Source organism: Paenibacillus sp. AD87 (assembly GCF_001659845.1).
Lineage (GTDB): Bacteria > Bacillota > Bacilli > Paenibacillales > Paenibacillaceae > Paenibacillus > Paenibacillus marchantiae.
In genome coordinates, this window is the sequence record NZ_LXQN01000019.1 from 31,345 (window position 1) to 54,930 (window position 23,586).

The window sequence follows — 23,586 nt, forward strand, 5'->3', positions numbered from 1 at the left end:
GTAAAATTCAATTTAACATAAAAGCAAAAGCCCCGAACCGATCATCTCGGTCACGGGGCTTTTGCTTCTTCTTTTTGAACAGCTTTAAAAATTAATTAGGCAAGCGCTTCTTTCAATTCATCTGGAGAAGCGTTCCACCATTCTTCGTTATGCGTAGTCAGCAACGTCTTGAGTGCCGCGCGATCCTCAGGTCCAAGATCATCCAGCATGAACCGGCGCTTCATGGCATAATCCATGCGATTCACATGATCGGCCAGCAGTTTCCATCCACGACGCGCTTCTGTATCAATCCACATCTCACACGCAGTTGCTCCACCATAAAACTGCCCCTGTTCGTTACGGTCCACAGCTACCCATACCAGCCATACTTGGCGTCCATTGGGCACATCCTCACGATTAGTCGAGAACTTGATATTGCGCTCCACTTTGCTCTTCGCATGCATCGCACCCACATCAATCTTTGCTTCACCGTTATCAATAATAACGGGGGAAAGGTTATTCAGATCAATGGAGCCTGCACCGAAACCTTTGTGTTTGCTCTTTGCACTAACGATATTCAAGGCAATCTGTTTTTTGCCGTTCTGCTCGTTTTGGTCCATGTTTTATAGCCTCCAAGGGTTGATACAAATATTTTAACTAATAATCGCCTCAATGCAAACATATACATGCTGTAGATGCTTGTCAACGGGAGGTATTTAACGATGATTCCACGACGCGCCAAGAGCTGGCTCACCGCAATTATAGCCCTGTGTGTAGTTGCCGGGGGGATATGGCTTGGTCTGGGCTCCACACGCTCCATTCAATCTGACTTGCCTGCGCTCGCCCCGGAATCGGGCAAACCTACGGCACCCGTCAAAACCCAAACATCTCCGGAAAGTATACAGACACCTACCGCTGAAGTGTTCAGCAACCGCGTAGTGGAATATCACATGGATGTGAAGCTGGTAGACGGGAATGTACTGCAAGGGACTCAGACGATCACCTGGACACATCCAGGTAAGAAAACCGTCAGCGAGCTTTATTTTCACATGTATCCCAATGCCTTCTCTTCTGCTGACACCACTTTTATGAAAGAATCCGGAGGGAAACTTCGAGGTGATGTCATGCCCACGAACGGTTACGGTTCCATGCATATTACAGAAATGAAAACAGAGGACGGGCTTTCTCTCTTACATCGGATGCAGTATGTGCAACCGGATGACGGAAACATGAAAGATACTACCCTCATTAAGGTACGGCTGCCCAAACCCGTTAAAGGCGGTGAAAGCATCACGCTTCACACCCGATTTGAGGTCAAGCTACCGAAAATTTTTGCCCGCATGGGAACAGCAGATAATTTCGTTATGGCAGGTCAGTGGTTCCCTAAACTTAGCGTATATGAGCCAGTAGGCACACGAGGTCAAACGACCGAAGGCTGGAATCTGCATCAGTATCACGGTAATTCAGAGTTTTACGCCGATTTCGGTATCTATAGTGTGCGTATTCGGGTACCGGAAACATACAAAGTAGCTGCTACTGGATTCCCAACCCAGCAAGCGGTTGTGAAGAACGGCGAAAAAGTATATCAGTTCTATGCCGATGATGTGCATGATTTTGCCTGGTCAGCCTCTCCTGATTTTGTTTATGCAGAAGAACCCTTCTCTGCTCCCAATGTGCCAGGCGTTCGAATCAAGCTGTATCTCGACCCTGCTCATGAGGATCTGAAGGAACGTTATTTCTACGCCGCCAAAGCAGCGCTATCCAATTATAGCAAGTGGTTTGGCCCTTATCCGTATTCCACACTGTCCATCGTTGTCCCGCCCAAATCGGGGAATGGCGCAGGAGGAATGGAATACCCTACTTTGGTCACTGCCTTCGGTGCGGATGATTCTGCACCTGGTTACGATCTGGAACGCACGGTTGTGCACGAGATTGGGCATCAGTATTTTTACGGCATGGTCGCGAGTAATGAATTTGAAGAGGCTTGGCTGGACGAAGGATTCACCTCCTATGCAGAAGACAAAGTAATGGAACAGGAATACGGACTTATCCCGAATCTGCCCGTACAATCTGGTCTCATTACTTCTCCAGCTTCACTGACACAGGACTCCTGGAAGTTTGATTCCCAGAATCAATATGCAGCCAACGTATACACACGAGGCAAGCTTGTATTACTCGGGATAGAACAACAGGTTGGTGCCAAAACGATGGAACGTATTCTCTCGACCTATGTGAAGAAATACCGTTTCAAACACCCTACTTCGTCTGATTTTCAAAAGGTCGTGGAGCAAGTAACCCGCACACCCTGGACCGATTATTTTAATCAATATGTATACGGAGACGGCATGGCTGACTTTGCAGTGGAGAAGATCGCAATCAATCCTATCCTGAAAGACGGCCAAACGTTGTACGAGTCATCGGTTACATTGCAGAAAAAAGGCAGTGAATATAAGAAGGTGCCTGTTCGAATTATGTTCGAAGATGGGAAAACCATGACGAAAGAATGGGATGGTAGCGAGGAGCGCATTACCTACAAACTGACCTATACTTCTCCTGTTTCCTGGGCTATGACTGATCCGCAGTACACGATTGTGCTGGAGAACCATCATATGAACAATTTTCTGAAAGCCGGACTGGATGAGCCAACCAAATCCCGCTGGAGCATGAGCGCAACCAAACTTATAGAAGCCATATTCGGAAGTCTGTCATGGTGAGGTGGATACAGTGAAAGCGAAAATACGTGAAGGCTGGTTTCTCGTCCGTCAGCATATGTTCATTGCGGCACTCTTATTTCTCTATCAATTAGTATGGGGATACTTTCTTTATCGAATGGTACAGTCAGCTGTGGTTCCGCTGCTCCTGCGTTATCCTGACCCTGATACAGGGGAACTCAGTACGATTTTATTCAAAATGGAGAGCCAACTCAGCCTGACAACGAATCCGGAGGTCCATCGCTATTTATGGATTTTAGGGGCTATGCTGCTGCTGCGGATTCTGATTAGCCCACTCATTCAGGCAGGGCTGCTCTACTCGCTCCAGCATTATAACCATTCGGAAGAGCGCATTCCATTCATTCGTGGTATCAAAAATTTATGGAAACCGATGCTGTTGCTCCACACCATTCGTACCCTATTGCTACTGCTACCGGCTTATTGGCTCGCACCAAAGCTATATTCCATCTTTATGGAAGGTTTTCATTCCCTCCATCTGCTCTTGCCTGGTATTCCCTATGTTGTTGGTTGGATTGTATACGGGTGGGTTATCCATCATGTCCTGCTGTACATGCAGTTTGGTATCTCAGCTCCCGATGGGGAAGGCGGAGCACGCGGTACGTTTCAAGCTATATGGATTGCACTACGCCAAGTCATCACTCTAATAGGCATTGCTGTCCTGCTGGGCGGCCTTCATCTGCTGGTCTTTGGTGCCTTTACTTCAGCTTCATGGTTACTAACCGGCTTAACTGGTCTTATACTACAACAAACGTATCCACTTGCCCGGTGCTTGCTGAGCCTGTGGAAAATATGTGCCCATTTCCGCCTATGGCAGTCCAACTCGGTCAAGGATTAAATTGAACGGTTAAAAACGGTTACCATCTCTATGTAAAGTTGTATTCTTCAAATGCCGTTAAACAAGCAAACCTCGACCTTTCCCCGTCAAAGGTCGAGGTTTTTTTTGTTAATTTTGTTGTTAAACGTTGCCAAAGTGATATACCTCTGTTACAATAATCGCAGTGAGTTTTTAGTAACAACTTTGTAATCTTTACCTTCATATTTGTAACTACTTAAAATTTAATCGTCATTTCTTGATTTCGCAGGTGCATAACTAGCATAGCCAAATTCCTAGCACCTGGGAAGCGGGGGAACCAGTTATGGGTGAATTGATCTTGCAACAGAGGGATCATAGGGGACCTTCAACCGAATCCTTAAGCTAACCTCGCAGGCATTGGAAGGGGTATATCTCTTGTTTAAGAAGAAATTAACCGCAGCTGTACTCAGCCTCACATTCGCATTATCGCTTGGAGCAGGCAGCGCATTCGCAGATTCGAAAATGGACCAAGTTATTGATTCAGCAATGGGGACTACATACAAAAGCGGAGGAACAACGCTTAACGGCTTTGACTGCTCTGGATTCACAAGTTATGTATTCGACAAGCTGGGCATTGATCTGGCTCGCCAATCGAGTTCACAATTCGACATGGGTGATTCGGTATCCCGGATGGAAATGAGACCAGGTGATCTGGTATTCTTCAATACAACGGGCAAAGGGGTCTCACACGTAGGGATCTTTGTAGGGAATGGAAAGTTTGCACACTCCTCTTCTTCCAAAGGAGTTACAATTAGCGAATTAAGCGAAAGCTATTGGGCCAACCGCTATGTTGGCGCTAAACGCATTATGAGCACGGACGCATATGAGACATTGGCCATTGAATAGGGACAAGCCGAGCAACGTCATGCTGTAACTATAACTTTACTGTAACGAAGCATAATAGAACCGTCTGGTACATTCTCCGCAGGAATGTTATCCGGCGGTTTTTTTGTGCTTCGTTTCCTTAATATATTCGGGATAGCTATCAAACCTAATTTCAACTTTTTTTAAAGCTATTTTTCATTGCTTCGTCCGTGCTCTTATAATGTTTTTACCCATCCCACTATAATATAAACGAAATTACCGGAACTTTTGTTTCACTTTTTTTCAAAAACGAGGACTTGCCAAATGAACGCCTCTTTTGTAGAGTGAAAACAAGCTTAGATATGGAATGACATATGTATATGTATATGTATATGGACAAATCAAAATCATTATAGCTTGTTCACAATGAGAGGAGCGTGCAGTTGTATGGATGAAGCCCCTGTGACGTTTCACGTTGTGCCCATGCAAGAAGAACACGCGGAACTAATCTGCGATTGGCAGTATGACCCGCCTTATAATATTTATAGCTGGCTGCCCTGGGAGCAGATGAAAGCACTTGAAGTGGAATTCGGCGATCCCCAGCTACGGAAAGAACAATATGCGGTGGTGCTGGGAGAGGATCAGCAGATTTGCGGTTTTGCTCAATACTTCCCTCTTGAAGGTGTAACCCGCATCGGACTTGGCATGCACCCCGATCGATGTGGTCATGGTCAAGGAACGGCTTTTGTCTCGGCCATTGTGCAGGAAGCCATTCGCCGGAACCCTACAAACGAAATTGATCTGGAAGTTCTGACCTGGAATGACCGGGCTATTCGTGTCTATCTCAAAGCCGGATTTGTTACGCAGGATACATACGAACGACAGACACCGAGTGGTTTGAAACCTTTTTACTGTATGGTCTATGAAGGTCCACGCTAATAACTAGGGCTTAAAATCACCCCAAAAAGTCCCCGGTTATGTGATTAGTTCAAAAAATTACCACAAAATGCTATGATGTCACTACAGGTTCCGTTATAATGATATGGATAGTTTCAAGTTAGATGATCTTTCATTCTGGAGGGGACATAAGGGATGCACAAATGGATCATGAGCGGGGTATTTTTTGCAGCGTGCGCTTTAGCTATTGTACTAATGTTTACGCTTCCAGGGAAAGAGGAAGTTGCAGAAGAAGCAAAACCGACGATGCCGCAAGTTACAATGGATGCAGGACAGGCTGAGGCACTGGTCAAAGCAAACTGTATTACCTGCCACGGTGATCAGCTTCAAGGGGGCATGGGCCCTAGTCTGCAGAAGATTGGCAGCCAGGACGATGTGGAGAAGATTTATACGACCATCGTCAAAGGTAAAAGCGGCGGTATGCCTTCGTTCAAAGACAAGCTGAAGGATGAAGAAATCGCGAATATTGCGATGTGGTTGGCGGAGAAGAAGTAATCCAAGACGTTCAAGGCAATCAGTTGTGGCAGGTTGCAGGTATAGAGAGTGTGGTGGCTTCAGTCACCTCCTGCTCTTTACGCATGCTTTAAACCACGCTGACGCTAGACGCACAACGTAGTCAACCCTTATTGGTATTACAGGGTTGCTGGATTTATCCATGGTCATACAGAGAAGAGGCTCTTACGCTCCCGTGCTGGGAAGTAAGAGCCTCTTGTTCATTTCAGGGATGCTCCGATGAAAACAACCATAATGCTATGGCGCTATCTAGATGCAATTAGCGTATCCTGCCCGCCGGCCTCTGATTCAGCTAAAGCATGTATAGATTACTGGCTCTTTTCCTTCTGCTCAGCAAGGAAAGCCTGCACTTCACGTGCGGACGGCATCCCGGACTGGGCGCCGAGCTTCGTCACGGACAACGCGGCTGCGCCCATGGCGAAGCTTACCGCCGCGTCCAGCGTCTCTCCGCGCGCGAGGGCTACTGCCAGCGCGCCGTTGAAGCAATCGCCAGCGCCGGTCGTGTCGACGGCGCTTACGGCGTAGCCGGGCGCACGGCACGCGCCGGCACGCTCTGCCTGAACGCGGCCGCTAGGCGCTGCCGCGTACACAGCCCCCTCGGGGCCGAGCGTCGTGACGACAGCGGCCCCGAGGGATGCGGCGAGCTCTGCGACCGCTGCATCCACGTCTTCCGGCCGGAGATCATCCCGGCCGGTGAGCACGGCGAGCTCGCTGCGGTTCGGCGTGACAACGTCGACGCACCGCAGCAGCTCCTGGGGCAGACCCGGCACCGCAGGCGCCGGGTTGAGCACCACCAATGCGCTGCCTTCAGCCGCCAGTTGGGCGGCGCGGGTGACCGCAGGCAGCGGGATCTCAAGCTGCAGCAGCACCGCTGCGGCTGCAGTCAGGCTTTTTACCGTATCAGCCTCTTCCAGCATCGCAGGCACAACCTGCCCATTCGCTCCGGGAATAACAATAATCCGGTTATCTCCTTTGGAGAGCCAGATGGAGGCCGTACCTGTAACGGTATCATCCAGAATGCGAACCTGCGAGGCATCCGCCCCACTTTCCGTTAGACTGTGCAGCAGGCGTTCACCAAAACCATCCGAACCTACCGCACCAATCATCGTTGTCTGTCCACCCAGTCGTGCAGCAGCAACCGCCTGATTGGCGCCTTTGCCCCCGGCCAAATAGTGCAGTTCCTCCCCGCTCACCGTCTCGCCTTCCTCAGGAATGATGTTCGTCTTCACCACCAGATCCATATTAAGGCTGCCTACGACAGCAATAAGAGGTTTGTTCTGATTATCGTCTGACATGTATGTTTCACTCATTTCCGGTAGTGCGATAATAACCGATCCAGGTTATTCCGACCTCATTTTCTCAAAAGCCTCATTATATTGTTGTGCTTCTTTAATATCTACAGATGTGATGCCACCTTCATCCCATGACGTGAGACGCAGTGTGACCGTTGTATAGTCAATTGTAATGAAAGGATGATGATTGAATGCTTCCGAAATCGCTGCGACCTCATCCACAAATGCAATCCCTTTCATGTAGTTGGAAAATACGAACTTGCGGACAATCCATCGTCCCTCTTCCAGTTCCCAGCCTTCCAGCCTTCCCAGATGAGCTTCGACTTCCTCTTGCGTAAAAACCATACGTTATCTTCCTCCCCATATGATGGCTCATCATAGACAACTGTCCATACTGCCACCGAAACCTTTGGTGCTACCCATAGCAACCCAAACGCATAGGTGCCGCCCTGCGGTTCGCCCGTTTCATGACTATCATCTTACCACGGACAAGCCTCAAATTCCAATAGTACAAATGGCGCTAGATCCACTAACCATAAGGCTTTAGGGAGATTCTCCAACTCAGGTTTCTATGCCAAATATCTTATGGGAGCATACTAAATGAGCGGTACAAAAGTCAGCTCTTCTTCCCCAATTAAGATATGAATTCGGTGCTGATCCTTGTCATGAATGACCACTCCACTTCCTACCGGAATGATCGACTCCTCACCCAGTGCATAGAACAGATCTTCAGCGAGCGCCTCATCTACTTCAAGTTGCTCTGTTACACCAAGGCGTGTCCATTCTTCCTCATCCATCTCAAAGAAAACATAGCGGTCCGGTATTCGTCCTATAGCCTCTGTCAAATCTGTCAATATTCCTTCATAATCTCGTCCATGCTTTACGCCCATTGGCTTTTCACTCCTATTTAGCCCCTAAGGAGCAGATTTGATCTTATTATACCTGAAAATAACCCTTAAAAAAAAAGGCCATCTGGTCGATAAATACTATACATGACCGTTTTAACTGTTTCTGCAACCCTAAAGGATGCCTAACATTAAACGGATTGCGGTGTAACGTTCGTCCGGAAGCCCGAATAAAGCCGCTTGAAAGGATTCAATTTTATCTCATGGATGAGGTGTATGATGGAAATTTCAACGATTATCGGACTAGTTTTAGGGCTGGTTTCACTTGTAGTGGGTATGTTCCTCAAGGGTGCGCCCCTTATCAACCTGGTTAACAACCCAGCAGCCTACGTTATTATTTTTGTTGGTACGGCAGCAACTATTTTCATGGCATTTCCCATGTCTGAAGTTAAAAAAATCCCCAAGCTATTCGGGGTACTGTTCAAAAAGCAACAACTGATTGACCGTGTTTCTCTAATCGGCACATTTATGGACTGGGCTTCCACCACCCGTCGTGAAGGTTTGCTTGCACTTGAATCGAAAGTCGAAGATATTGATGATCAGTTCCTGCGCGGCGGTATGCGTATGATTATTGACGGCAATGATCAGGAATTTGTAAGTGATGTACTCATGGAAGATATTCATGCTACAGAAGAGCGCCATCGTGGCGGTGCCTTGATCTTCGCCCAAGCGGGGATGTATGCACCAACGCTCGGGGTACTCGGGGCCGTTGTAGGTCTCATCGCAGCGCTTGCCGATCTCAGTGATATGGAAAAGCTCTCGCATGCGATTGCAGCGGCGTTTATCGCGACACTTCTCGGTATCTTTAGTGGTTACGTGTTGTGGCATCCAATGTCCAATAAACTGAAGCGGATGTCCAAAAAAGAGATGGAAATCAAGCTGATGATGGTTGAAGGCTTGTTATCCATACAATCTGGTGTATCCACCATTGCCATTAATCAAAAATTATCTGTATTCCTGACACCTTCCGAACGTAGACAGTTGGAAGAGAAGGAGGGTTCATCAGGTGAAAAAGGCTAAAAAACACGAACCGCATGAAGAACATATAGACGAGAGTTGGTTGCTTCCCTACTCCGACTTAATGACGTTGCTGCTCGCTCTGTTTATCACATTATTCTCTATGAGCTCTATAGATGCAACGAAGTTTGAACAGATGGCTTCCGCACTGAGCAGCGCATTGAATGGTGGTTCGGGTGTACTGGATCATACCTCCATGAACCCTACAGAATCTACTACAGATTTGGGCAAGAACAAACAGCAGCCTGAAGAAATCACCAAGAAGACAGCGGCTCAGATTACGGATGCGCAGATGGCTCAGAAAGAACAGGAAGATCTGGAGAAACTCAAGAAACAGCTTGATCAATATATTCAGAAAAATGGGCTTTCCGATCAGCTGAATACCAAGCTGAATCAGTCTGAGCTCAAAATCACGATCAGTGATAACGCCCTGTTCTCCTCAGGCCGGGCTGATGTTAAACCCGAGTCACGCTCGCTGGCCAAAGCCATCTCGAGCATGCTGCAGGAGTTCCCGGAATATGAAGTCGTTGTGTCTGGCCATACTGATAATGTTCCCATTTCGAACAGCCAATATAAGGATAACTGGGATTTGAGTGCCGATCGAGCACTGAATTTCCTCAAAATTCTGTTATTGAATGAGGCGCTGGACCCTTCGAAGTTCACACCTAGCGGTTATGGAGAGTATCACCCAGTCGCTAGCAACCAAACGGATGCTGGACGAGCTCAAAACCGCCGGGTAGAAGTTTCGATTATCCGGAAATATCAGAGTAACAACACGGCCGTGAAAGCAGTCGGACAAGGTAACTAAAGAATCGTTCGTTATAGCAAACTAATGCTTAAGCTTATGTCACTCTCCTTTATACCAGGGGAGTGACTTTTTTCTATCCACTGATATGAAAAAGCGCTGCTTCCCTTGAGGGGAAGCAGCGCCTTGGACAATCATCATTTATTCCATATTATAATCTAGCAAACTGCTTAATTCCGACTTCTCTGCGGGTGTCAGTTCTCTCCAGGTCCCTGTGGCCTGTTCACCGAGATGAATGTTCATAATACGAATCCGCTTCAACTTCCGAACCTCATAGCCAAATGCACTGCACATCCGGCGAATTTGACGGTTTTTTCCCTCTGTCAGAATAATGCGGAACACCCGCTCTGATATACGAGTCACCGTACAAGGCAGCGTCATTTCGCCAAGGATCTTGACTCCTGTGCTCATGCCTCTTAAGAAACTCGGCGTTACCGCACGATCCACGGTGACAATATATTCTTTCTCATGGCGTCCTTCTGCCCTTAGAATTCGATTGACGATATCACCGTCATTGGTCATCAGAATCAAACCTTCCGAATCCTTATCCAGGCGACCAATTGGGAAGATGCGCTCTTTGTGTCCTACAAAATCAACGATATTCCCTTGAATGTGCTGTTCGGTTGTACTCGTTATTCCGATAGGTTTATTAAGCGCAATATATACGTGTTTCCGTTTTTCCTTAATAGGTTGACCATTAATTCGTACATCATCGCCATCTTCTGCTTGACTGCCCAGCTCTGCCGTCACTCCATTAATCGTTACTTTCCCGCTTTCCACCAATCTGTCGGCTTCCCGACGGGAACAAAAACCTGTTTCACTGATAAATTTATTAATACGCAAAAGGTAATCTCACCTCATCTAGTTCTCTTCGTCTGTAGGTTCATTGTCCGTCTTATGCTCTTCCTCTATACTCTCCGTTTGCTGTTGGGAGGCAGGCAGATCGATAATGACGGTCGTTCCCTTGTTCATGACGCTTTTGATATCCATCATGCCCTTATGTGATTGAATAATGCGCTGGCTGACCATCAGGCCAAGCCCTGTTCCCGATTCCTTGCTTGTGAAGAATGGTTCCCCCAGCTTAGGCATCAGTTCTTCTGGAATTCCAGTGCCTTCATCCTTAATTTCAATCCGAACCCGACTATTCTCTTCGTCATGATTGAGTTTAATTCGAATATTACCTCCGTCTGGCATGGCCTCCATGCCGTTCTTCAGCAAGTTAATGAAGACCTGCTTCAACTGGTTCTCTTCACAGTGTACCATAGCTGAATCCGATGAAGCATTCAATACAAATTCCACACCATGCAGATGCGCCTGACTATCCAGCAATGATATAACATCTCCCAGAATGAAGCGAATATCCCGTTCTTGAAAATGAACCGCTTGTGGTTTGGCCAGTATCAGAAACTCACCCACAATGAGATTAATTCGATCCAACTCTGACAGCATCAAATCCAGGTGACGATGATTGAGCTTGTTCGTCTCTTGTTGGAGCTGAAGAAACCCACGCAAGGTCGTAAGCGGATTACGAATCTCATGCGCAACCCCGGCTGCCAGCTGACCAACCGTCGTCAGTTTCTCGGAACGTCTGAGCAGCTCCTCCATACGATTACGGCTGGTAATATCTCTTGATACGCTGATCAGTGCTGTAATCTCTCCTGCTTCATCCCGGACTGGTGCTGTACTCACGCTGACTTCGACACGGCTACCATCCTTCTTCATCCATGTCGTTTCATTAGACGTAATTGACATGCCCTCAATCAACTGGGCATGCTGCTCTTCCATCTCCTCTTCAGTACCAGGAGGGATAATTTTCAATTTGCGTCCTTCAACTTCACGACTGCGCCAGCCATACAACTGCTCAAAGGCACGGTTTACCCGCAGTACATTTCCATCCAGATCCGTAATATGAATCGCATCTGCCGTTTGGTTAATGATCGATTCCAAATGCTCTTTTACCGCACGATTTTCTTCATACATCTGTTTCAGACGATTCGTATAATGGCCCAAATTACGAATCATCGCATTAATGCGATTCGCTAATTGGCCCAGTTCGTCTTTCCTTCTCACTTTTAGACGGAAATCAAAATGGCCATCAGCCACATCATTCACTTTGCCCAGAATAGATTGAATTGGACGCGTAATGTATCCCGCAAGCAAATAGCTACCAAAGATCACAATCTCCAGCAACACAAGCGAAATCGAGGCATGGCTAACCAGTTGTTCCGATACCATGGAGGATATTTGCTTATAGTCCATGACAATACTAATTACATAAGATGATTCATTGGGGGTAAATATCGGAATGAAACTTTTGAGCACCTTCTGTTCATGAGTTTCACTCACAAAAGATACATTCTGCCCAGTACGAATTGCCCGTACAACCGCCTTGTGATCCTCTTCTGCGGCACCATATTGATATGTACCGAAACGAATAGGCCTGTTATTCAACTTGTTGTGGTTCGTATCCCTTCCGTCATTGCTCATGCTCGAGCTACCGAAGGTCAATGGATTGATACCTGTAATCTCCAGAATCGATGAATTCACTTCACGAATCTTATTCAAAATCTCGTCTGGACCAGAGATCTTCACATAGTCGTCAACAGCGGCATTATTATAGAAGGGATTGATTATGTAATTCCTCTTCCCATCATGATAGTAACCCCAGATATCAACATCTGACGGATTGGATGTAGAGTATTCGAATCCATCCGACCAAAAATGGTCCAATTTCTGTCCCTGTGAAATCGTAACCTGATGGTTTTCGAACAGCTGTTTAAATGCCTGATACCAGTACGTCATGGATTTGGTAGACAATCCAATCTCCTTTGGATCGGAAGACCGGGTAACCACAATATCATCAGCCGTTTGCTCCATCAATGAAATGTGGGAGACACCGACTTTCTCGCTCATGCGAACCAGGTCTTCATTTGTGATATTATTAATATTCGGGTCCAGTTCTTCCGCTGCCATTACAGAGGCCAGCCATAGATTGTTCCCAATTTGTCGTTTTACATATTCTGAACTGGACTGACTCTGTTCGACAGCGATTGCAATCTGTTTGGCCGTAAGCACCATCTTAGTTTCGCTGTCCTGCCGTAGATTCTCTTCTGTAGTATAATAACTCAGTGCTATATTTAAAACCAAAATGACGAGCACTGAGCACGACATAATCATGGATAATTTCGTTTTAATAGACAACTTTTTCGTTCACCTCTCGGCTTGTACCCTCTGGCGATATATGGCAAAACCTATATCCATCATAACTGTTGTATGTCTATTTGAAAAGGATAATTGACCCTTGTCCAAAAGTTACCGCTTGGCTGAAAAACGCGAAATCAATTGTATTTTGTCTTTTTCATGCCTACAATGGGAATAACCACTAAAACTTATACACAAATCCACAGGCATGTGGATAGTATGTTCATAACTATGTGAGCAACTCGTTGGTTATCCACAGACTTATACACAACATGTTAACAAACGAATGTTTGTTCGCCGCACAAAATGCTCTTTGGAAGGAGTTTTACATTTTAATGAAGGATGACGTTCTCCAACCTGATCTTACGCATCTCTCGGAGGAGGCTCAGCACGAGCACTGGATGCGTGAAGCCATTGCTGAAGCGTACAAAGCAGAAGCACTCGGGGAAGTACCGATCGGGGCTGTAATTGTTCAACATAATCGCATTATTGGTCGTGGATATAACCTACGTGAAACGACACTTGATTCCACAGCACATGCGGAGATGGTAGCCATCCGGCAGGCCAGTGAAGCCATCGGTGCATGGCGCCTGCTGGATTGCAGTCTGTACGTCACCCTGGAGCCCTGTCCCATGTGTGCAGGTGCCATTGTGCAGTCCAGAGTGCCTCGAGTCATATATGGTACCGCAGACCCCAAGGCCGGATGCGCAGGAACGCTGATGAATCTACTGCAGGAACCTCGTTTTAATCATCGAACCGAAGTAGTAGCTGACATCTTGCAACCAGAATGCTCCACCATGCTGACTCAGTTTTTCCGGCGTTTACGCAAAAAATAGAATCTTACACCCATCTGGAAAGGAAGTGCATTCCATGCCGCTTACACTATACGACACACCAAAAGGAATAAGTCTCCGTTTACTTACTCCACAAGATACAGAGGCGTATCTTGCTCTTATTCAAATTACACGTCATCCCTACCAAGCTGTAGAGCCTATCCGGGATGATGAATTCTATACGCTGCAGGCGCAAACCAGACGCATTCAGGATAGAATACAGGCGGCCGAAGAAGGAACAGGTTATCAATTCGGAATTTTTACAATCGACGATGGTATTCTGATTGGTCAGGTTAGCTTGAACAATGTCGTTCAGGGCGTTGCCAATTATGCAGACATGGGATACTTCATCCATCCAGATTACCAAGGAGGAGGACGAATGACCGCAGCCGTAAAACTCGCTGTCTCCTACGCCTTCCGTGCCCTGAAGTTAAATCGTGTTCAGGCAGCCATTCTGTTGTCCAATACGGGTTCCAAACGTGTTCTGGAGAAGAACGGCTTTCAGGCTGAGGGCATTGCTCGTAAATATCTCAAGATTAACGGAGAGTATCAGGATCATCAGATCTACGCTGTTCTGGCCGAGGACTTGGGTGAATCTTTACAGTAATTGAATATACCATGTAACAACATACAAAGAGCCGCTCAACCCTAAGGTCGAGCGGCTCTTTGCTTTAACATGAAACTGAGAACTTAGTATCCGTAAGATGCGTTCATTAGTTCTTCAAACTGATCCATTGTAATGACGTCTTCGCCAGTAGGAATATTGATTTTGAATGCTGGCTTCTCGTTAATTTTGGTGTAAGTGTTCGAACCAGTGAAAGCAAGTTTAACTTCATCCTTGGTATCAGGTTGTTTAATCAACAGATCAGCAACCAACTTTTGATATACCGGGAAATCTTTTTTGTCCAAAGCAAAATCAATGTGGAACTGGTTAATGGTCAGTGTATCTTTCAACTGGTCCAGATCTTTAGCCATTTCAGCTTGATCTGCTTCAGTAATTTTCAGATCCTCTTTAGCTTTGTCGATATCTTCCTGACTCATTTGCAACATGTCACGATACTCTTCTTTAGAGATGATATCCAGTACTTTTGGCAATGCTTTGGTTACCAGGACAGTAACAGCTTCTTTCACATTGTCATTGTTGACCGAAAATTGAACAACTTGCTTGGCATCCAAACCTTCAGGAAGCTGTGCATCCTTCACATCCAGGTTTTTAAAGAATTTATCCTGATCGTACTCGCTCAGAACCGCATCCATAACTTCATTGCTCAGCTTTTGTGTTTTCGCTGCATCCATAGCATCTGGATTCCATTCCGTTCCTTCTTGCTCAGCCAGTTCTTTCAGATCCAGCTCCAGGAATTTACCAACAACCGTTTCCGGAATCGGGAAGAACGGAATACTTGGTACCTTAACATATAACTTCTCAGCGGTCATAACCATCGGAATGGTAAATGTCATACCCATATCGCCTTTAAGCTCAATACCTACCGTCATTTCGGTCTGCATTGGCTCGCTTTGGTATACGCCAGTTACATTCAACTGAGCATCCTTCAGCATGCTCATAAACTGAGACATCGTTGGATCCTGTTGTGACTCGTCTGCAGCTTTATAGCTCAATTCATTAATAGTGAAGTTAGAACTCATCTCATACGAAGTCAGTTTGGAAGCATTGGCTGCCGCCGTCTTCAATGCCTCTTTTGGTTCTTGCTTGCTGCTACATGCTGTCAGTGCCATGGATACGGTTAACAGCAACGTAAGAAGAAGCGCCCCCATACGTTTAGTCATTTGTTTCTCTCCTCTCGTGATAACCCCAAAAAAAATAATTCAATATCAATGATATACCATTTATTCTGAAACGGAAACACGATTTGGGAAATTTGTGAGCTTTACTCTCTAAATTGGCTACAAAGACCTATGTAAGCTTTAGATATCAATGGTGTGCTCCTCTAAATCATGTATGAACACGCAAAAACCCCGGTTTGTTAACCGGAGTTATAGGTTATAGTTATGCATTAATATGTGCTAAAGAAAGGAATGAATCTTCCTTTAACTTAGCCTTGAGGATTGTGATGATCTACATGATTCTGGTTTTTCACTTTTTTGGAGCCGGACAAGGGTTCCTGCATGGAAGAATGCTTTTCAGGTTTTCGGTGCTGCACATTAGCCTGAGCTTCAGGCACAGGTGTTGTTTTGGGTTTACTCATGTTGTTCCCCCTCTTCATTGGATTAGGAATGGGATGGGTCCATATCTTCCGTTTTATCATGATTTATGGAATCCTGATGCCGACGGTCATTCGAGTCCTGTTGAATTTGCTGGGCATGGTGACTATTCACAGGTGTCTGATCCAGATCTGCGACTACATTTTGCAGGTTTTTATCTGTTCCAGCTTTGGCTTTGCTCACGTATTACCACTCCTTTGACGTCTGCCTAATGTCTGGTTTTGGGTTGCAACGACTGGGCACATTCATGAATATGACGCGTGTAATCCTGAGCCAATTCCTGAATGGGTTCTGTACGCTCATCCGTCGTCCTTCCATCGCGCTCCACATCAATTAGCTGCACACTGACTTCACGAGAATCCACATAGGCACACTTGAAATCAAAAGAGTACATCTGGTGTCCCGCTGTTGCGATGTGAATTCGAATAGCCTGTTGATCAGCCTCGTCAGCCATAACCTGAGCGCGATCTCCGACATTTAGGACCTCAGGCAATCTTTCCTGCCAAGCACCTACAAGCTCCGTCTGATCTATGTTTAATTCGCGGTTCATCTAACCACCTCCACTCTTATATAAAGTGCGGCGATTCGGATGTTTTTATGCATCACACAGATATTGAAACAAACTGATTTCTTGTCGTAAAAATTCTTTATAAATACAGCATGTATGCGGCTGCGCTAAATGTACAAATAAATGCAAAAAAGGACTCGAGCTTATCGCTCGAACCCTTATCATAATTGTAGTATGGCGGAGAGGGTGGGATTCGAACCCACGTGGAGTTGCCCCCTAACGGTTTTCAAGACCGCCCCGTTATGACCGCTTCGGTACCTCTCCAGGACATTAACTTTTATAAACTTGCCACGAAATAGATCATACCATAATTGTATGACAGAAAGCAACCTTTTTATAAGATTTATTGTTCGATACATCAAAAAGGGAAATTCCACCTACTAACTACCGGTAAACATTGCTACCTGACGATTGATATGGTTGTTCAGAATCGGTTCAGCCCTGCTCTGTATAATCGAATTTAGACTTTTTCATTATGGGGTGGTTGCTTGTTTATAGGTGTGTATCGTAAAAATGACCCTTTGAACACATTGCCTGAGGAGCGAATCAGTGAGTTGATTTCGGAGGGAATAAAAAAGGGCGCAAATGTTTTCTTTTTTGATGCCAGCAGCATCGATATGGAACAGGAATTGATTTATGGTACCTTCCAGGAGGGAAACGCATGGGTGCAAAGGGATGTGCCACTCCCTGACGTGGTGCTTAATGAGGCCCCTGATCCTGTTAATAACAGGCCGGAATGTGAGAATTGGCTACGCCGCAGGGTTCCCTTTACAACATATCTGATCCACGGAAAATACGACATTCAGAAGAAGCTGGACCCCCTCTTCAAAGATCACCTCATTTCAACGGAGCGCTTGCAGGATCTGGATCAATTTCTTGCTTTTTTGGATGTTCATGAAGAAGTTTTAGTTAAACCTGATCAAGGGCGCCGTGGCAATTCCATTTTCACAGTATCAAAGATAAACGATCGCTATATATGGCGTCAGCAGAGTGAAGCAATCTGGCTTGATTATTCTGGTTTACAGGAACTTTTGCAGGAAAAGCTCGCTCAAGGCTCCTATATTATTCAGCCCTACCTTCCATGCCTTACTGAGATGGGAGAAGTTGTTGATTTTCGAATACATATTCAGCGTGACGGAACGGGACGATGGGCCCTGACCAACATGTATGCCCGCACTGGGATTACGGATTCCATCATCAGTAATATAAGTAAAGGTGGTCACATTGAGGGCGCGGCTGATATGCTCTATCGTTTATTTCCGGTTCAGGCCGACCAGCTCAGAAGTGAAATGAAGCGGCTTGCTATTCGTATGGCAGAGGCAATTAACCGTTCGTATTCCTTTCTTATTGATGAGCTTGGCATGGACTTTATTGTGACTTCGGCAGGCCAAATACTGTTCCTAGAGGCCAACATAAGCCCCCAAACGCGGTTTCATGAGCAGGCACGAGCGGCACGAGCGATTGAATATGCACAATATGTAGCCAAAGCCGGGCAAATAGCGCCCCATCCCGTTATTGCCATGCTGACCAATGACCCCAGTGATAAGCAACTCGCGGCCGCCTGTGCGTACTCAGCAAAATGGAATGATGCAGCGTTTTATTATTTTGCTCCACACGATGTTCATGCAGAACTGCGCTATATCAAAGGATATGTCCTGGAGGACGGAGAGTGGGAGGCACGGTATTGTCCATTCCCCGATGTGGTCTATGACCGATTGAAAGCACGTGGTAATGCAAATTACAGCTATGTGTACGAGGCTTTAAGACATGTGCCTTTCACCGATGAACGAGACGGAGGTTCCTTTTGCAAGAAAAAAAGTTATGAAATGCTTGAGGACAATGCAAAGCTTGCCTCCCATCTAATCCCCTATGCTGCAGTTGAGAGCGTTCAAGAGATTTTGGCTTTCATTGATACTTACGGGACTTCCCTCATCAAGCCATCTATAGGCTCGTTCGGCAACGGAATCATCGTTGTTCAGCGTGAACAGGAAGGCTTCGCCGTAAAGGCTCACGAGCATGTTCACATAATGAATGATGAGGAGTTCCGGCAACTGATCTTCATGCTTGCGGCCAAAAAGGGGTTTATTATTCAAAAGTTTATTCGAAGCGAAACCCGGAACGGACTTCCCTTTCATATAAGACTGCATCTGGTCCGGAACGGAAGCGGGAGATGGTCTTTCATTTCCGCATTTCCATTTCTCTCTACTCAAAGCGAGCATAAGGTTGTTAACCACGCTGGTTCACTCCGTGCATTTACGACATGGAACTGGCTGTCTAGGCATGAGTTTCCTCAAAAAGAAGAATTCATGCTGACAAGACTGGAACAGATGGCGATAATGACGGCTAATCATATTGCTGACCATGTGAAGGAGCGAATCTGCGAGTTGGGCATTGATGTAGGCATTGATTCGTCGGGTGAGATTTGGATTTTTGAAGTCAATATGAACAAAATCGGTTCTACGCATAGGGAGTTTGAAGTCGCGCAACATATGATTCCTTTTGCTCTTTCTTTGCGGTAGTTCTACATTTAATAAGGAGCGAAGAAGATGGAAAAGAAAAGAAAGAATGTTCATCAGCAAATGCTTAAAACCGGAAACGCTAGAAAACGTGCCGTTAAGACAACCGTATTGGCTGCAGGGCTAATGACACACGTACTGGCGGGTAACGCGATTGATTATAAAGCTGACGACGTATACAAAGGAGATTCGATTAGCTATTTTCAGCATTTCTTCGGGATGGAGAAAGCGTCAGCAGATCCTGATGGAGATGATGAGGGGAGCAGCGAGCCTGAATCTGGCGGCGGTGAGCTCGAGTCTGGCGGCGGTGAGCCCGAGTCTGGCGGCGGTGAGCCCGAGTCTGGCGGCGGTGAGCCCGAGTCTGGCGGCGGTGAGCCCGAGTCCGGCGGCGGTGAGCCCGAGTCCGGCGGCGGTGAGCCCGAGTCTGGCGGCGGTGAGCCCGAGTCTGGCGGCGGTGAGCCCGAGTCCGGCGGCGGTGAGCCCGAGTCCGGCGGCGGTGAGCCCGAGTCCGGCGGCGGTGAGCCTGAGTCCGGCGGCGGTGAGCCTGAGTCTGGCGGCGGTGAGCCTGAGTCTGGCGGCGGTGAGCCACCACAGACTGGAGGAAGCACACCTGAGAGCAGCAGCTCATCCTCACAAACTGCCAACTCCAACACAGTTAGCAACTCAATTGTTGATTCTTCAGCATCTACGGGTTCTGCGGAGAATAGCATAAACCAATGGATACATGGGAAACTGGAGAATGGCACGGTTTCCGTATCCATGGATTCGAGTGTTGTACGTAAGTTATCTACTCTTGATCATCTGGATGATTTGTCTGTAACTATACTGCCAAACGCTTCGCACATTCAAATGACACTGCCGAAGGAAGTTCTTTCTTTCCTGCGCTCGCAGGAAAAAGTTTCTTCATTCACTCTGTTCAGCAATCAGTCCAAAATGACGTTAGCTTTAAACAAATTAAATATTCAACGCGCAGCATCTCTACTGCATGTGCCAACAGAACAGCTTGATCTCCAGATCAACATTGATGTCCTGTCCAACGATGAGTTGTCTGACCTAAAACAATCACTACCGGCTGGCCTAAAAATGTTGGTACCGCCTTTACGTTTCAATGTACAATGGGTGGCTGGCGAACAAAAGCTCAAGCTGGATCAAGAAGAATTAAAAAATGTGACTCGTGTCATCCACCTTGGTACTACAGATCTTGACCCACAAACAGCAACCGTACTCGGGTTCAATGAAGAAACGCGGACATATTCCTACGTGCCAGCCTATTTCGTCCAAAATAAAGGGCAATGGGAGGTAAGAATACGAGACATGCAATACAGCACTTATGATATTGCTTCAAATGAACAGATAGATACTTCAGACAATGATTCGTCGATAAACAGCATCCAATACATGCAGAATAAACAATTGCTTGCTTTGAACCAATTCAAGACCGATGAACCCATCACACGCGGAGAGGTCGCCCAATTATTAGTTTCTGCCTTAGGGGCAAATGGAATCGCATCTAAGAATACCTCTTTCCGGGATGTGACTGAGAAACAATCGTATGCGGCAACCGCTGCACACCTTGGACTTGTTAAAGGCTATGCTGATGGAACATTCCGTGCCGATCGCCAGGTCACGCGGGAAGAGCTAGCAAGCATGGTTTATCGGGCAATTCAGTATGCAGGAGGAGTTTCTGTCGCTAATAGCTCAGCTGTGATATCCTATCTGGACCAAGACTCTATCTCTCCTTGGGCCACAGCCCAAGTCCAGGCTCTGACTTCGCTCAATTTGCTTCAAGATACATTCGGGACCACCTTCGAACCTAAAAAAGCAGTAACCACAGACGAAGCACTTATGATCTTGGTGCGTACACTGCGCTCCATTGAGTATGTGAACTAATATTACGCTTTTGCTTAGGTGATAATCATGGCTAACGTATCGTTTTCATAAACAATAAACCACAAAAAACCGTCGCCCTGTGAAAATGGAACGTTCAAAAATTCCATTTGTCAGGAGACGGTTTTTTATTTCATTCATTTAGTTGGACATCTTAGGAACGACGGGCAATCACGCTGACTCCACCCATGTAAGGACGAAGTGCTTCAGGAATAACCACTGTTCCATCTTCTTGTTGGTAGTTCTCCAGAATAGCAGCTACTGTACGCCCCACTGCCAGTCCTGAACCATTTAACGTATGGACAAATTCCGGTTTCGCTTTTGGCTCTCTACGGAAACGGATATTAGCTCGACGTGCTTGGAAGTCTTCACAGTTGGAGCAAGACGAGATTTCACGATACGTATTGCTTTCCGGCAACCAAACCTCAATGTCATATGTTTTGGCAGACGTGAAGCCCATATCTGCTGTACACAATGTCAGAACACGGTAAGGCAGCCCCAATAATTGAAGCACACGTTCCGCATTTTGTGTCATGTTCTCCAATTCCTCATAAGAGGTCTCAGGAGAAGACAGTTTCAACAACTCAACTTTATTGAACTGATGCTGACGAATCAAGCCACGTGTATCCCGTCCAGCAGAACCTGCTTCGGATCGGAAACATGAGCTGTATGCTACAAAGTGTTTAGGCAACTGGTCAGCATTCAAAATCTCTTCGCGATGATAGTTCGTTACCGGAACTTCAGCGGTAGGGATCAAATAATACTCGGTGTCTTTCAGCTTAAACAGGTCTTCCTCGAATTTCGGCAGTTGGCCAGTTCCAAACAAGCTGTCACGGTTAACGATGTATGGAGGCAGAATCTCTTCATAGCCATGCTGATCGCTGTGCAGATCCATCATAAAGTTGATCAAAGCACGTTCCAAACGTGCACCCAGTCCTTTATAAAAGGTAAAACGGGAGCCTGTTACTTTGGCAGCCGCTTCAAAATCAAGGATGTCGAGGTCCTGTGCGATTTCCCAGTGTGCTTTTGGTGTAAATGTAAAGGTCTTTGGCTCTTCCCAACGACGAATCTCCACATTATCATCTTCGGACGCACCAACAGGTACACTCTCGTTAGGGATGTTCGGGATTGCCATAGTCAGATCGTTGATCTTCACTTCCAACTCACGCACTTCTTCATCCATTGCTTTAATTCGATCGGAGACCTCGCGCATCTCAAGGATCAATTCGTCTGCATTTTCGCCACTCTTTTTAAGCTTGGCAACTTCTCCGGATACCGTATTCCGGCGACTTTTCAGGTTTTCACTCTCTTGCAGCAACTCACGACGCTTGGCATCCATGTCCGTAAACCCGGCAATTAGATCCAGCGATTTTCCACGTTTCGTCAACGCTTCTTCAACACGTGCGTACTCATTCCGCAATATTTTCACATCAAGCACTAAATACCCCTCCTAAATAACACCACAAAGTATAAATCTTCCATATTAACTCCTGTCAAAACTTTGCAGGCTTATATCTTCATCATTTCTTAATGGTAAAAAACAACCTATGGCCTCCGGTGCTGCCCTACGCTGCGATTCCCGCTTTGAAAGCAGATACGGGCAACATCAGGCATCTGACCAGACAGCACCTTGCCAGCAAGCCTTGTGAGCCTCTGGAGGACTGATCCGGTTCACCGGCAGTCATAGGTTGTATATCAATCACTATTGGTTCTGTACAGGCTGTTTATACGACCTAGCCATGTCCACAAAGTAAGCATGCAGTCGATAATCATCTGTCAGCTCAGGGTGATAGGAGCAAGCCAGCAGATGCCCCTGGCGGGCAGTAACAATCTCATCCTTGTAAGTGGAGAGAACTTCTACCTCTTCCCCCACACTCTCAATTAGAGGTGCCCGGATAAACACAGCTCTTACCGTCTCCTCAATGCCTTTTACCGGGAGATCCGTTTCGAAGCTTTCCCTCTGCCGTCCAAATGCATTTCTCGAAACGGTCATATCCATTAGCTCCAGATGAGCTTCCTCTTGTCCTTCAATATGTTTGGCCATAACAATCAAACCAGCACAGGTGCCGAATACCGGTTTACCCTCAGCAGCGAATGCCCGAATGGCCTCCATGAAACCATATTTGCGCATCAGTTTGCCAATCGTGGTACTCTCACCGCCAGGAAGAATCAACCCATCCAGCTCCTGAAGTTGCTGAACCTGTTTAATCGCCAATCCTTCTGCTCCGGCCCGTTCAATACTACGAATGTGCTCGGTGACTGCCCCTTGAAGCGCTAAAACGCCGATCTTCATTTAAAATCCACCTTTCTCTTACCAGCCGCGATCCTGCATGGGCCCGGAAGGTGCAAGTTTGGAATTGGTACCGATCATGGAAGCACCTTCGCCAATCCGGCGCAACGCTTCACCCAAGTCCTTGGCGCCACATAATGTCCGATCCGCGCTTTGGCCCCTCTTTTAACGCGAGCTATTCCCGTTTCCATACCCCAACCCTACCATAATGGAT

24 protein-coding genes, 1 tRNA gene, 1 pseudogene and 1 riboswitch are annotated in these 23,586 nt (G+C 46.6%); of the genes and pseudogenes, 12 read left to right on the forward strand and 14 right to left on the reverse strand.

Translation table 11 applies throughout. The features are described 5' to 3' along the window. Nucleotides 1-95: 95 nt before the first annotated feature. Nucleotides 96-599, reverse strand: coding sequence for a YwhD family protein (locus tag gpAD87_RS23865; protein ID WP_063567638.1), 504 nt, complete (start codon nt 597-599; stop codon nt 96-98). Nucleotides 600-701: 102 nt separating this feature from the next. On the opposite strand from gpAD87_RS23865, the gene gpAD87_RS23870 reads away from it, so the two are divergent. The 5 genes from gpAD87_RS23870 to gpAD87_RS23890 all read left to right on the forward strand — a co-directional run bounded on the left by gpAD87_RS23870 (nt 702) and on the right by gpAD87_RS23890 (nt 5,820). Continuing rightward, nucleotides 702-2,693, forward strand: coding sequence for a M1 family metallopeptidase (locus tag gpAD87_RS23870; RefSeq protein WP_064641352.1), 1,992 nt, complete (start codon nt 702-704; stop codon nt 2,691-2,693). A gap of 10 nt (nt 2,694-2,703) precedes the next feature. Beyond that, nucleotides 2,704-3,546, forward strand: a complete 843-nt coding sequence (locus tag gpAD87_RS23875; RefSeq protein WP_064641354.1) for a hypothetical protein — start codon at nt 2,704-2,706, stop codon at nt 3,544-3,546. Nucleotides 3,547-3,798: 252 nt separating this feature from the next. Beyond that, nucleotides 3,799-3,936: riboswitch (cyclic di-AMP (ydaO/yuaA leader) on the forward strand. Nucleotides 3,937-3,939: 3 nt separating this feature from the next. Then, complete coding sequence (locus gpAD87_RS23880; protein ID WP_063567635.1) at nt 3,940-4,410, forward strand: C40 family peptidase; 471 nt, start codon at nt 3,940-3,942, stop codon at nt 4,408-4,410. 405 nt (nt 4,411-4,815) lie between these two features. Further along, nucleotides 4,816-5,307, forward strand: a complete 492-nt coding sequence (locus gpAD87_RS23885) for a GNAT family N-acetyltransferase (protein WP_064641356.1) — start codon at nt 4,816-4,818, stop codon at nt 5,305-5,307. 153 nt (nt 5,308-5,460) lie between these two features. Continuing rightward, nucleotides 5,461-5,820, forward strand: a complete 360-nt coding sequence (locus gpAD87_RS23890; RefSeq protein ID WP_063567633.1) for a c-type cytochrome — start codon at nt 5,461-5,463, stop codon at nt 5,818-5,820. 326 nt (nt 5,821-6,146) lie between these two features. On the opposite strand, the gene rbsK is transcribed toward gpAD87_RS23890, so the two are convergent. The 3 genes from rbsK to gpAD87_RS23905 form a co-directional block, all read right to left on the reverse strand. Next, nucleotides 6,147-7,148 (reverse strand): ribokinase, encoded by a 1,002-nt coding sequence (rbsK, locus tag gpAD87_RS23895; protein ID WP_231952822.1) that lies wholly within the window; start codon nt 7,146-7,148, stop codon nt 6,147-6,149. Between the two features lie 30 nt (nt 7,149-7,178). Continuing rightward, on the reverse strand, nt 7,179-7,475 hold the full coding sequence (locus gpAD87_RS23900) for a 4a-hydroxytetrahydrobiopterin dehydratase (RefSeq protein ID WP_064641360.1): 297 nt from the start codon (nt 7,473-7,475) through the stop codon (nt 7,179-7,181). A 251-nt stretch (nt 7,476-7,726) separates the two neighbouring features. Continuing rightward, complete coding sequence (locus gpAD87_RS23905; protein ID WP_064641361.1) at nt 7,727-8,020, reverse strand: hypothetical protein; 294 nt, start codon at nt 8,018-8,020, stop codon at nt 7,727-7,729. 234 nt (nt 8,021-8,254) lie between these two features. Between gpAD87_RS23905 and motA the strand changes: the two genes are divergently transcribed. After that, complete coding sequence (gene motA, locus gpAD87_RS23910; protein ID WP_024628803.1) at nt 8,255-9,055, forward strand: flagellar motor stator protein MotA; 801 nt, start codon at nt 8,255-8,257, stop codon at nt 9,053-9,055. After that, the gene (gene motB / locus gpAD87_RS23915) at nt 9,042-9,860 is read left to right on the forward strand and encodes a flagellar motor protein MotB (protein WP_063567629.1); all 819 of its coding nucleotides are present in this window, start codon (nt 9,042-9,044) and stop codon (nt 9,858-9,860) included. Before motA ends, motB begins: the two co-directional genes overlap by 14 nt. Nucleotides 9,861-9,998: 138 nt before the next feature. Here motB and rluF read toward each other — a convergent pair whose 3' ends face one another. Together rluF and gpAD87_RS23925 are read right to left on the reverse strand one after the other, a co-directional pair. Beyond that, nucleotides 9,999-10,700: a 23S rRNA pseudouridine(2604) synthase RluF gene (gene rluF / locus gpAD87_RS23920; protein WP_063567628.1), complete on the reverse strand. Its 702-nt coding sequence runs from the start codon at nt 10,698-10,700 to the stop codon at nt 9,999-10,001. A gap of 18 nt (nt 10,701-10,718) precedes the next feature. After that, entirely contained in the window at nt 10,719-13,058 is a 2,340-nt protein-coding gene (locus gpAD87_RS23925; RefSeq protein ID WP_064641363.1) for a PAS domain S-box protein, read from the reverse strand. Nucleotides 13,059-13,393: 335 nt separating this feature from the next. On the opposite strand from gpAD87_RS23925, the gene tadA reads away from it, so the two are divergent. Beyond that, nucleotides 13,394-13,894: a tRNA adenosine(34) deaminase TadA gene (gene tadA / locus gpAD87_RS23930; RefSeq protein WP_064641365.1), complete on the forward strand. Its 501-nt coding sequence runs from the start codon at nt 13,394-13,396 to the stop codon at nt 13,892-13,894. 34 nt (nt 13,895-13,928) lie between these two features. After that, nucleotides 13,929-14,498 (forward strand): GNAT family N-acetyltransferase, encoded by a 570-nt coding sequence (locus tag gpAD87_RS23935; RefSeq protein ID WP_063567625.1) that lies wholly within the window; start codon nt 13,929-13,931, stop codon nt 14,496-14,498. Between the two features lie 83 nt (nt 14,499-14,581). On the opposite strand, the gene gpAD87_RS23940 is transcribed toward gpAD87_RS23935, so the two are convergent. The 5 genes from gpAD87_RS23940 to gpAD87_RS23955 form a co-directional block, all read right to left on the reverse strand. Next, on the reverse strand, nt 14,582-15,676 hold the full coding sequence (locus tag gpAD87_RS23940) for a hypothetical protein (protein ID WP_063567624.1): 1,095 nt from the start codon (nt 15,674-15,676) through the stop codon (nt 14,582-14,584). Between the two features lie 266 nt (nt 15,677-15,942). Then, the gene (locus gpAD87_RS23945; RefSeq protein WP_063567623.1) at nt 15,943-16,095 is read right to left on the reverse strand and encodes a small acid-soluble spore protein P; all 153 of its coding nucleotides are present in this window, start codon (nt 16,093-16,095) and stop codon (nt 15,943-15,945) included. A 22-nt stretch (nt 16,096-16,117) separates the two neighbouring features. After that, nucleotides 16,118-16,294: a hypothetical protein gene (locus gpAD87_RS32300; RefSeq protein ID WP_162842467.1), complete on the reverse strand. Its 177-nt coding sequence runs from the start codon at nt 16,292-16,294 to the stop codon at nt 16,118-16,120. A 25-nt stretch (nt 16,295-16,319) separates the two neighbouring features. Continuing rightward, a complete protein-coding gene (locus gpAD87_RS23950) occupies nt 16,320-16,661 on the reverse strand; it encodes a hypothetical protein (RefSeq protein ID WP_064641367.1) in 342 nt (113 codons plus the stop codon). Between the two features lie 193 nt (nt 16,662-16,854). Beyond that, nucleotides 16,855-16,943: transfer RNA gene (locus tag gpAD87_RS23955), tRNA-Ser, on the reverse strand. 224 nt (nt 16,944-17,167) lie between these two features. On the opposite strand from gpAD87_RS23955, the gene gpAD87_RS31950 reads away from it, so the two are divergent. The 3 genes from gpAD87_RS31950 (at nt 17,168) to gpAD87_RS33025 (ending at nt 21,085) form a co-directional block, all read left to right on the forward strand. Next, entirely contained in the window at nt 17,168-19,198 is a 2,031-nt protein-coding gene (locus gpAD87_RS31950; RefSeq protein WP_064641369.1) for a YheC/YheD family protein, read from the forward strand. A gap of 250 nt (nt 19,199-19,448) precedes the next feature. After that, entirely contained in the window at nt 19,449-19,907 is a 459-nt protein-coding gene (locus gpAD87_RS33020; protein WP_442950746.1) for a hypothetical protein, read from the forward strand. A 686-nt stretch (nt 19,908-20,593) separates the two neighbouring features. After that, entirely contained in the window at nt 20,594-21,085 is a 492-nt protein-coding gene (locus gpAD87_RS33025; protein WP_442950747.1) for an S-layer homology domain-containing protein, read from the forward strand. A 151-nt stretch (nt 21,086-21,236) separates the two neighbouring features. Here the strand turns inward: gpAD87_RS33025 and serS are convergent, their stop codons facing one another. From serS to gpAD87_RS31965, 3 genes and pseudogenes are all read right to left on the reverse strand, one after another. Next, nucleotides 21,237-22,520 carry a serine--tRNA ligase gene (gene serS / locus gpAD87_RS23970; protein WP_064641372.1) on the reverse strand — a complete coding sequence of 428 codons (1,284 nt, stop codon included), beginning with the start codon at nt 22,518-22,520 and terminating at the stop codon, nt 21,237-21,239. A 264-nt stretch (nt 22,521-22,784) separates the two neighbouring features. Then, entirely contained in the window at nt 22,785-23,375 is a 591-nt protein-coding gene (gene pdxT, locus gpAD87_RS23975; protein WP_064641373.1) for a pyridoxal 5'-phosphate synthase glutaminase subunit PdxT, read from the reverse strand. 57 nt (nt 23,376-23,432) lie between these two features. Further along, nucleotides 23,433-23,510 (reverse strand): annotated as a pseudogene (locus tag gpAD87_RS31965) (hypothetical protein); the annotation flags it as partial. Between the last annotated feature and the right edge of the window lie 76 nt (nt 23,511-23,586).

What these genes read in the sequence shown, in the direction of transcription:
- gpAD87_RS23865 (WP_063567638.1), bottom strand. Translation starts at nt 599, where the DNA reads ATGGACCAAAACGAGCAGAACGGCAAAAAACAGATTGCCTTGAATATC.
- gpAD87_RS23870 (WP_064641352.1), top strand. Translation starts at nt 702, where the DNA reads ATGATTCCACGACGCGCCAAGAGCTGGCTCACCGCAATTATAGCCCTG.
- gpAD87_RS23885 (WP_064641356.1), top strand. Translation starts at nt 4,816, where the DNA reads ATGGATGAAGCCCCTGTGACGTTTCACGTTGTGCCCATGCAAGAAGAA.
- gpAD87_RS23890 (WP_063567633.1), top strand. Translation starts at nt 5,461, where the DNA reads ATGCACAAATGGATCATGAGCGGGGTATTTTTTGCAGCGTGCGCTTTA.
- rbsK (WP_231952822.1), bottom strand. Translation starts at nt 7,148, where the DNA reads ATGAGTGAAACATACATGTCAGACGATAATCAGAACAAACCTCTTATT.
- gpAD87_RS23900 (WP_064641360.1), bottom strand. Translation starts at nt 7,475, where the DNA reads ATGGTTTTTACGCAAGAGGAAGTCGAAGCTCATCTGGGAAGGCTGGAA.
- gpAD87_RS23905 (WP_064641361.1), bottom strand. Translation starts at nt 8,020, where the DNA reads ATGGGCGTAAAGCATGGACGAGATTATGAAGGAATATTGACAGATTTG.
- motA (WP_024628803.1), top strand. Translation starts at nt 8,255, where the DNA reads ATGGAAATTTCAACGATTATCGGACTAGTTTTAGGGCTGGTTTCACTT.
- tadA (WP_064641365.1), top strand. Translation starts at nt 13,394, where the DNA reads ATGAAGGATGACGTTCTCCAACCTGATCTTACGCATCTCTCGGAGGAG.
- gpAD87_RS23935 (WP_063567625.1), top strand. Translation starts at nt 13,929, where the DNA reads ATGCCGCTTACACTATACGACACACCAAAAGGAATAAGTCTCCGTTTA.
- gpAD87_RS23940 (WP_063567624.1), bottom strand. Translation starts at nt 15,676, where the DNA reads ATGACTAAACGTATGGGGGCGCTTCTTCTTACGTTGCTGTTAACCGTA.
- gpAD87_RS23945 (WP_063567623.1), bottom strand. Translation starts at nt 16,095, where the DNA reads ATGAGTAAACCCAAAACAACACCTGTGCCTGAAGCTCAGGCTAATGTG.
- gpAD87_RS23950 (WP_064641367.1), bottom strand. Translation starts at nt 16,661, where the DNA reads ATGAACCGCGAATTAAACATAGATCAGACGGAGCTTGTAGGTGCTTGG.
- gpAD87_RS33020 (WP_442950746.1), top strand. Translation starts at nt 19,449, where the DNA reads ATGAGGGGAGCAGCGAGCCTGAATCTGGCGGCGGTGAGCTCGAGTCTG.
- gpAD87_RS33025 (WP_442950747.1), top strand. Translation starts at nt 20,594, where the DNA reads ATGCAGAATAAACAATTGCTTGCTTTGAACCAATTCAAGACCGATGAA.
- pdxT (WP_064641373.1), bottom strand. Translation starts at nt 23,375, where the DNA reads ATGAAGATCGGCGTTTTAGCGCTTCAAGGGGCAGTCACCGAGCACATT.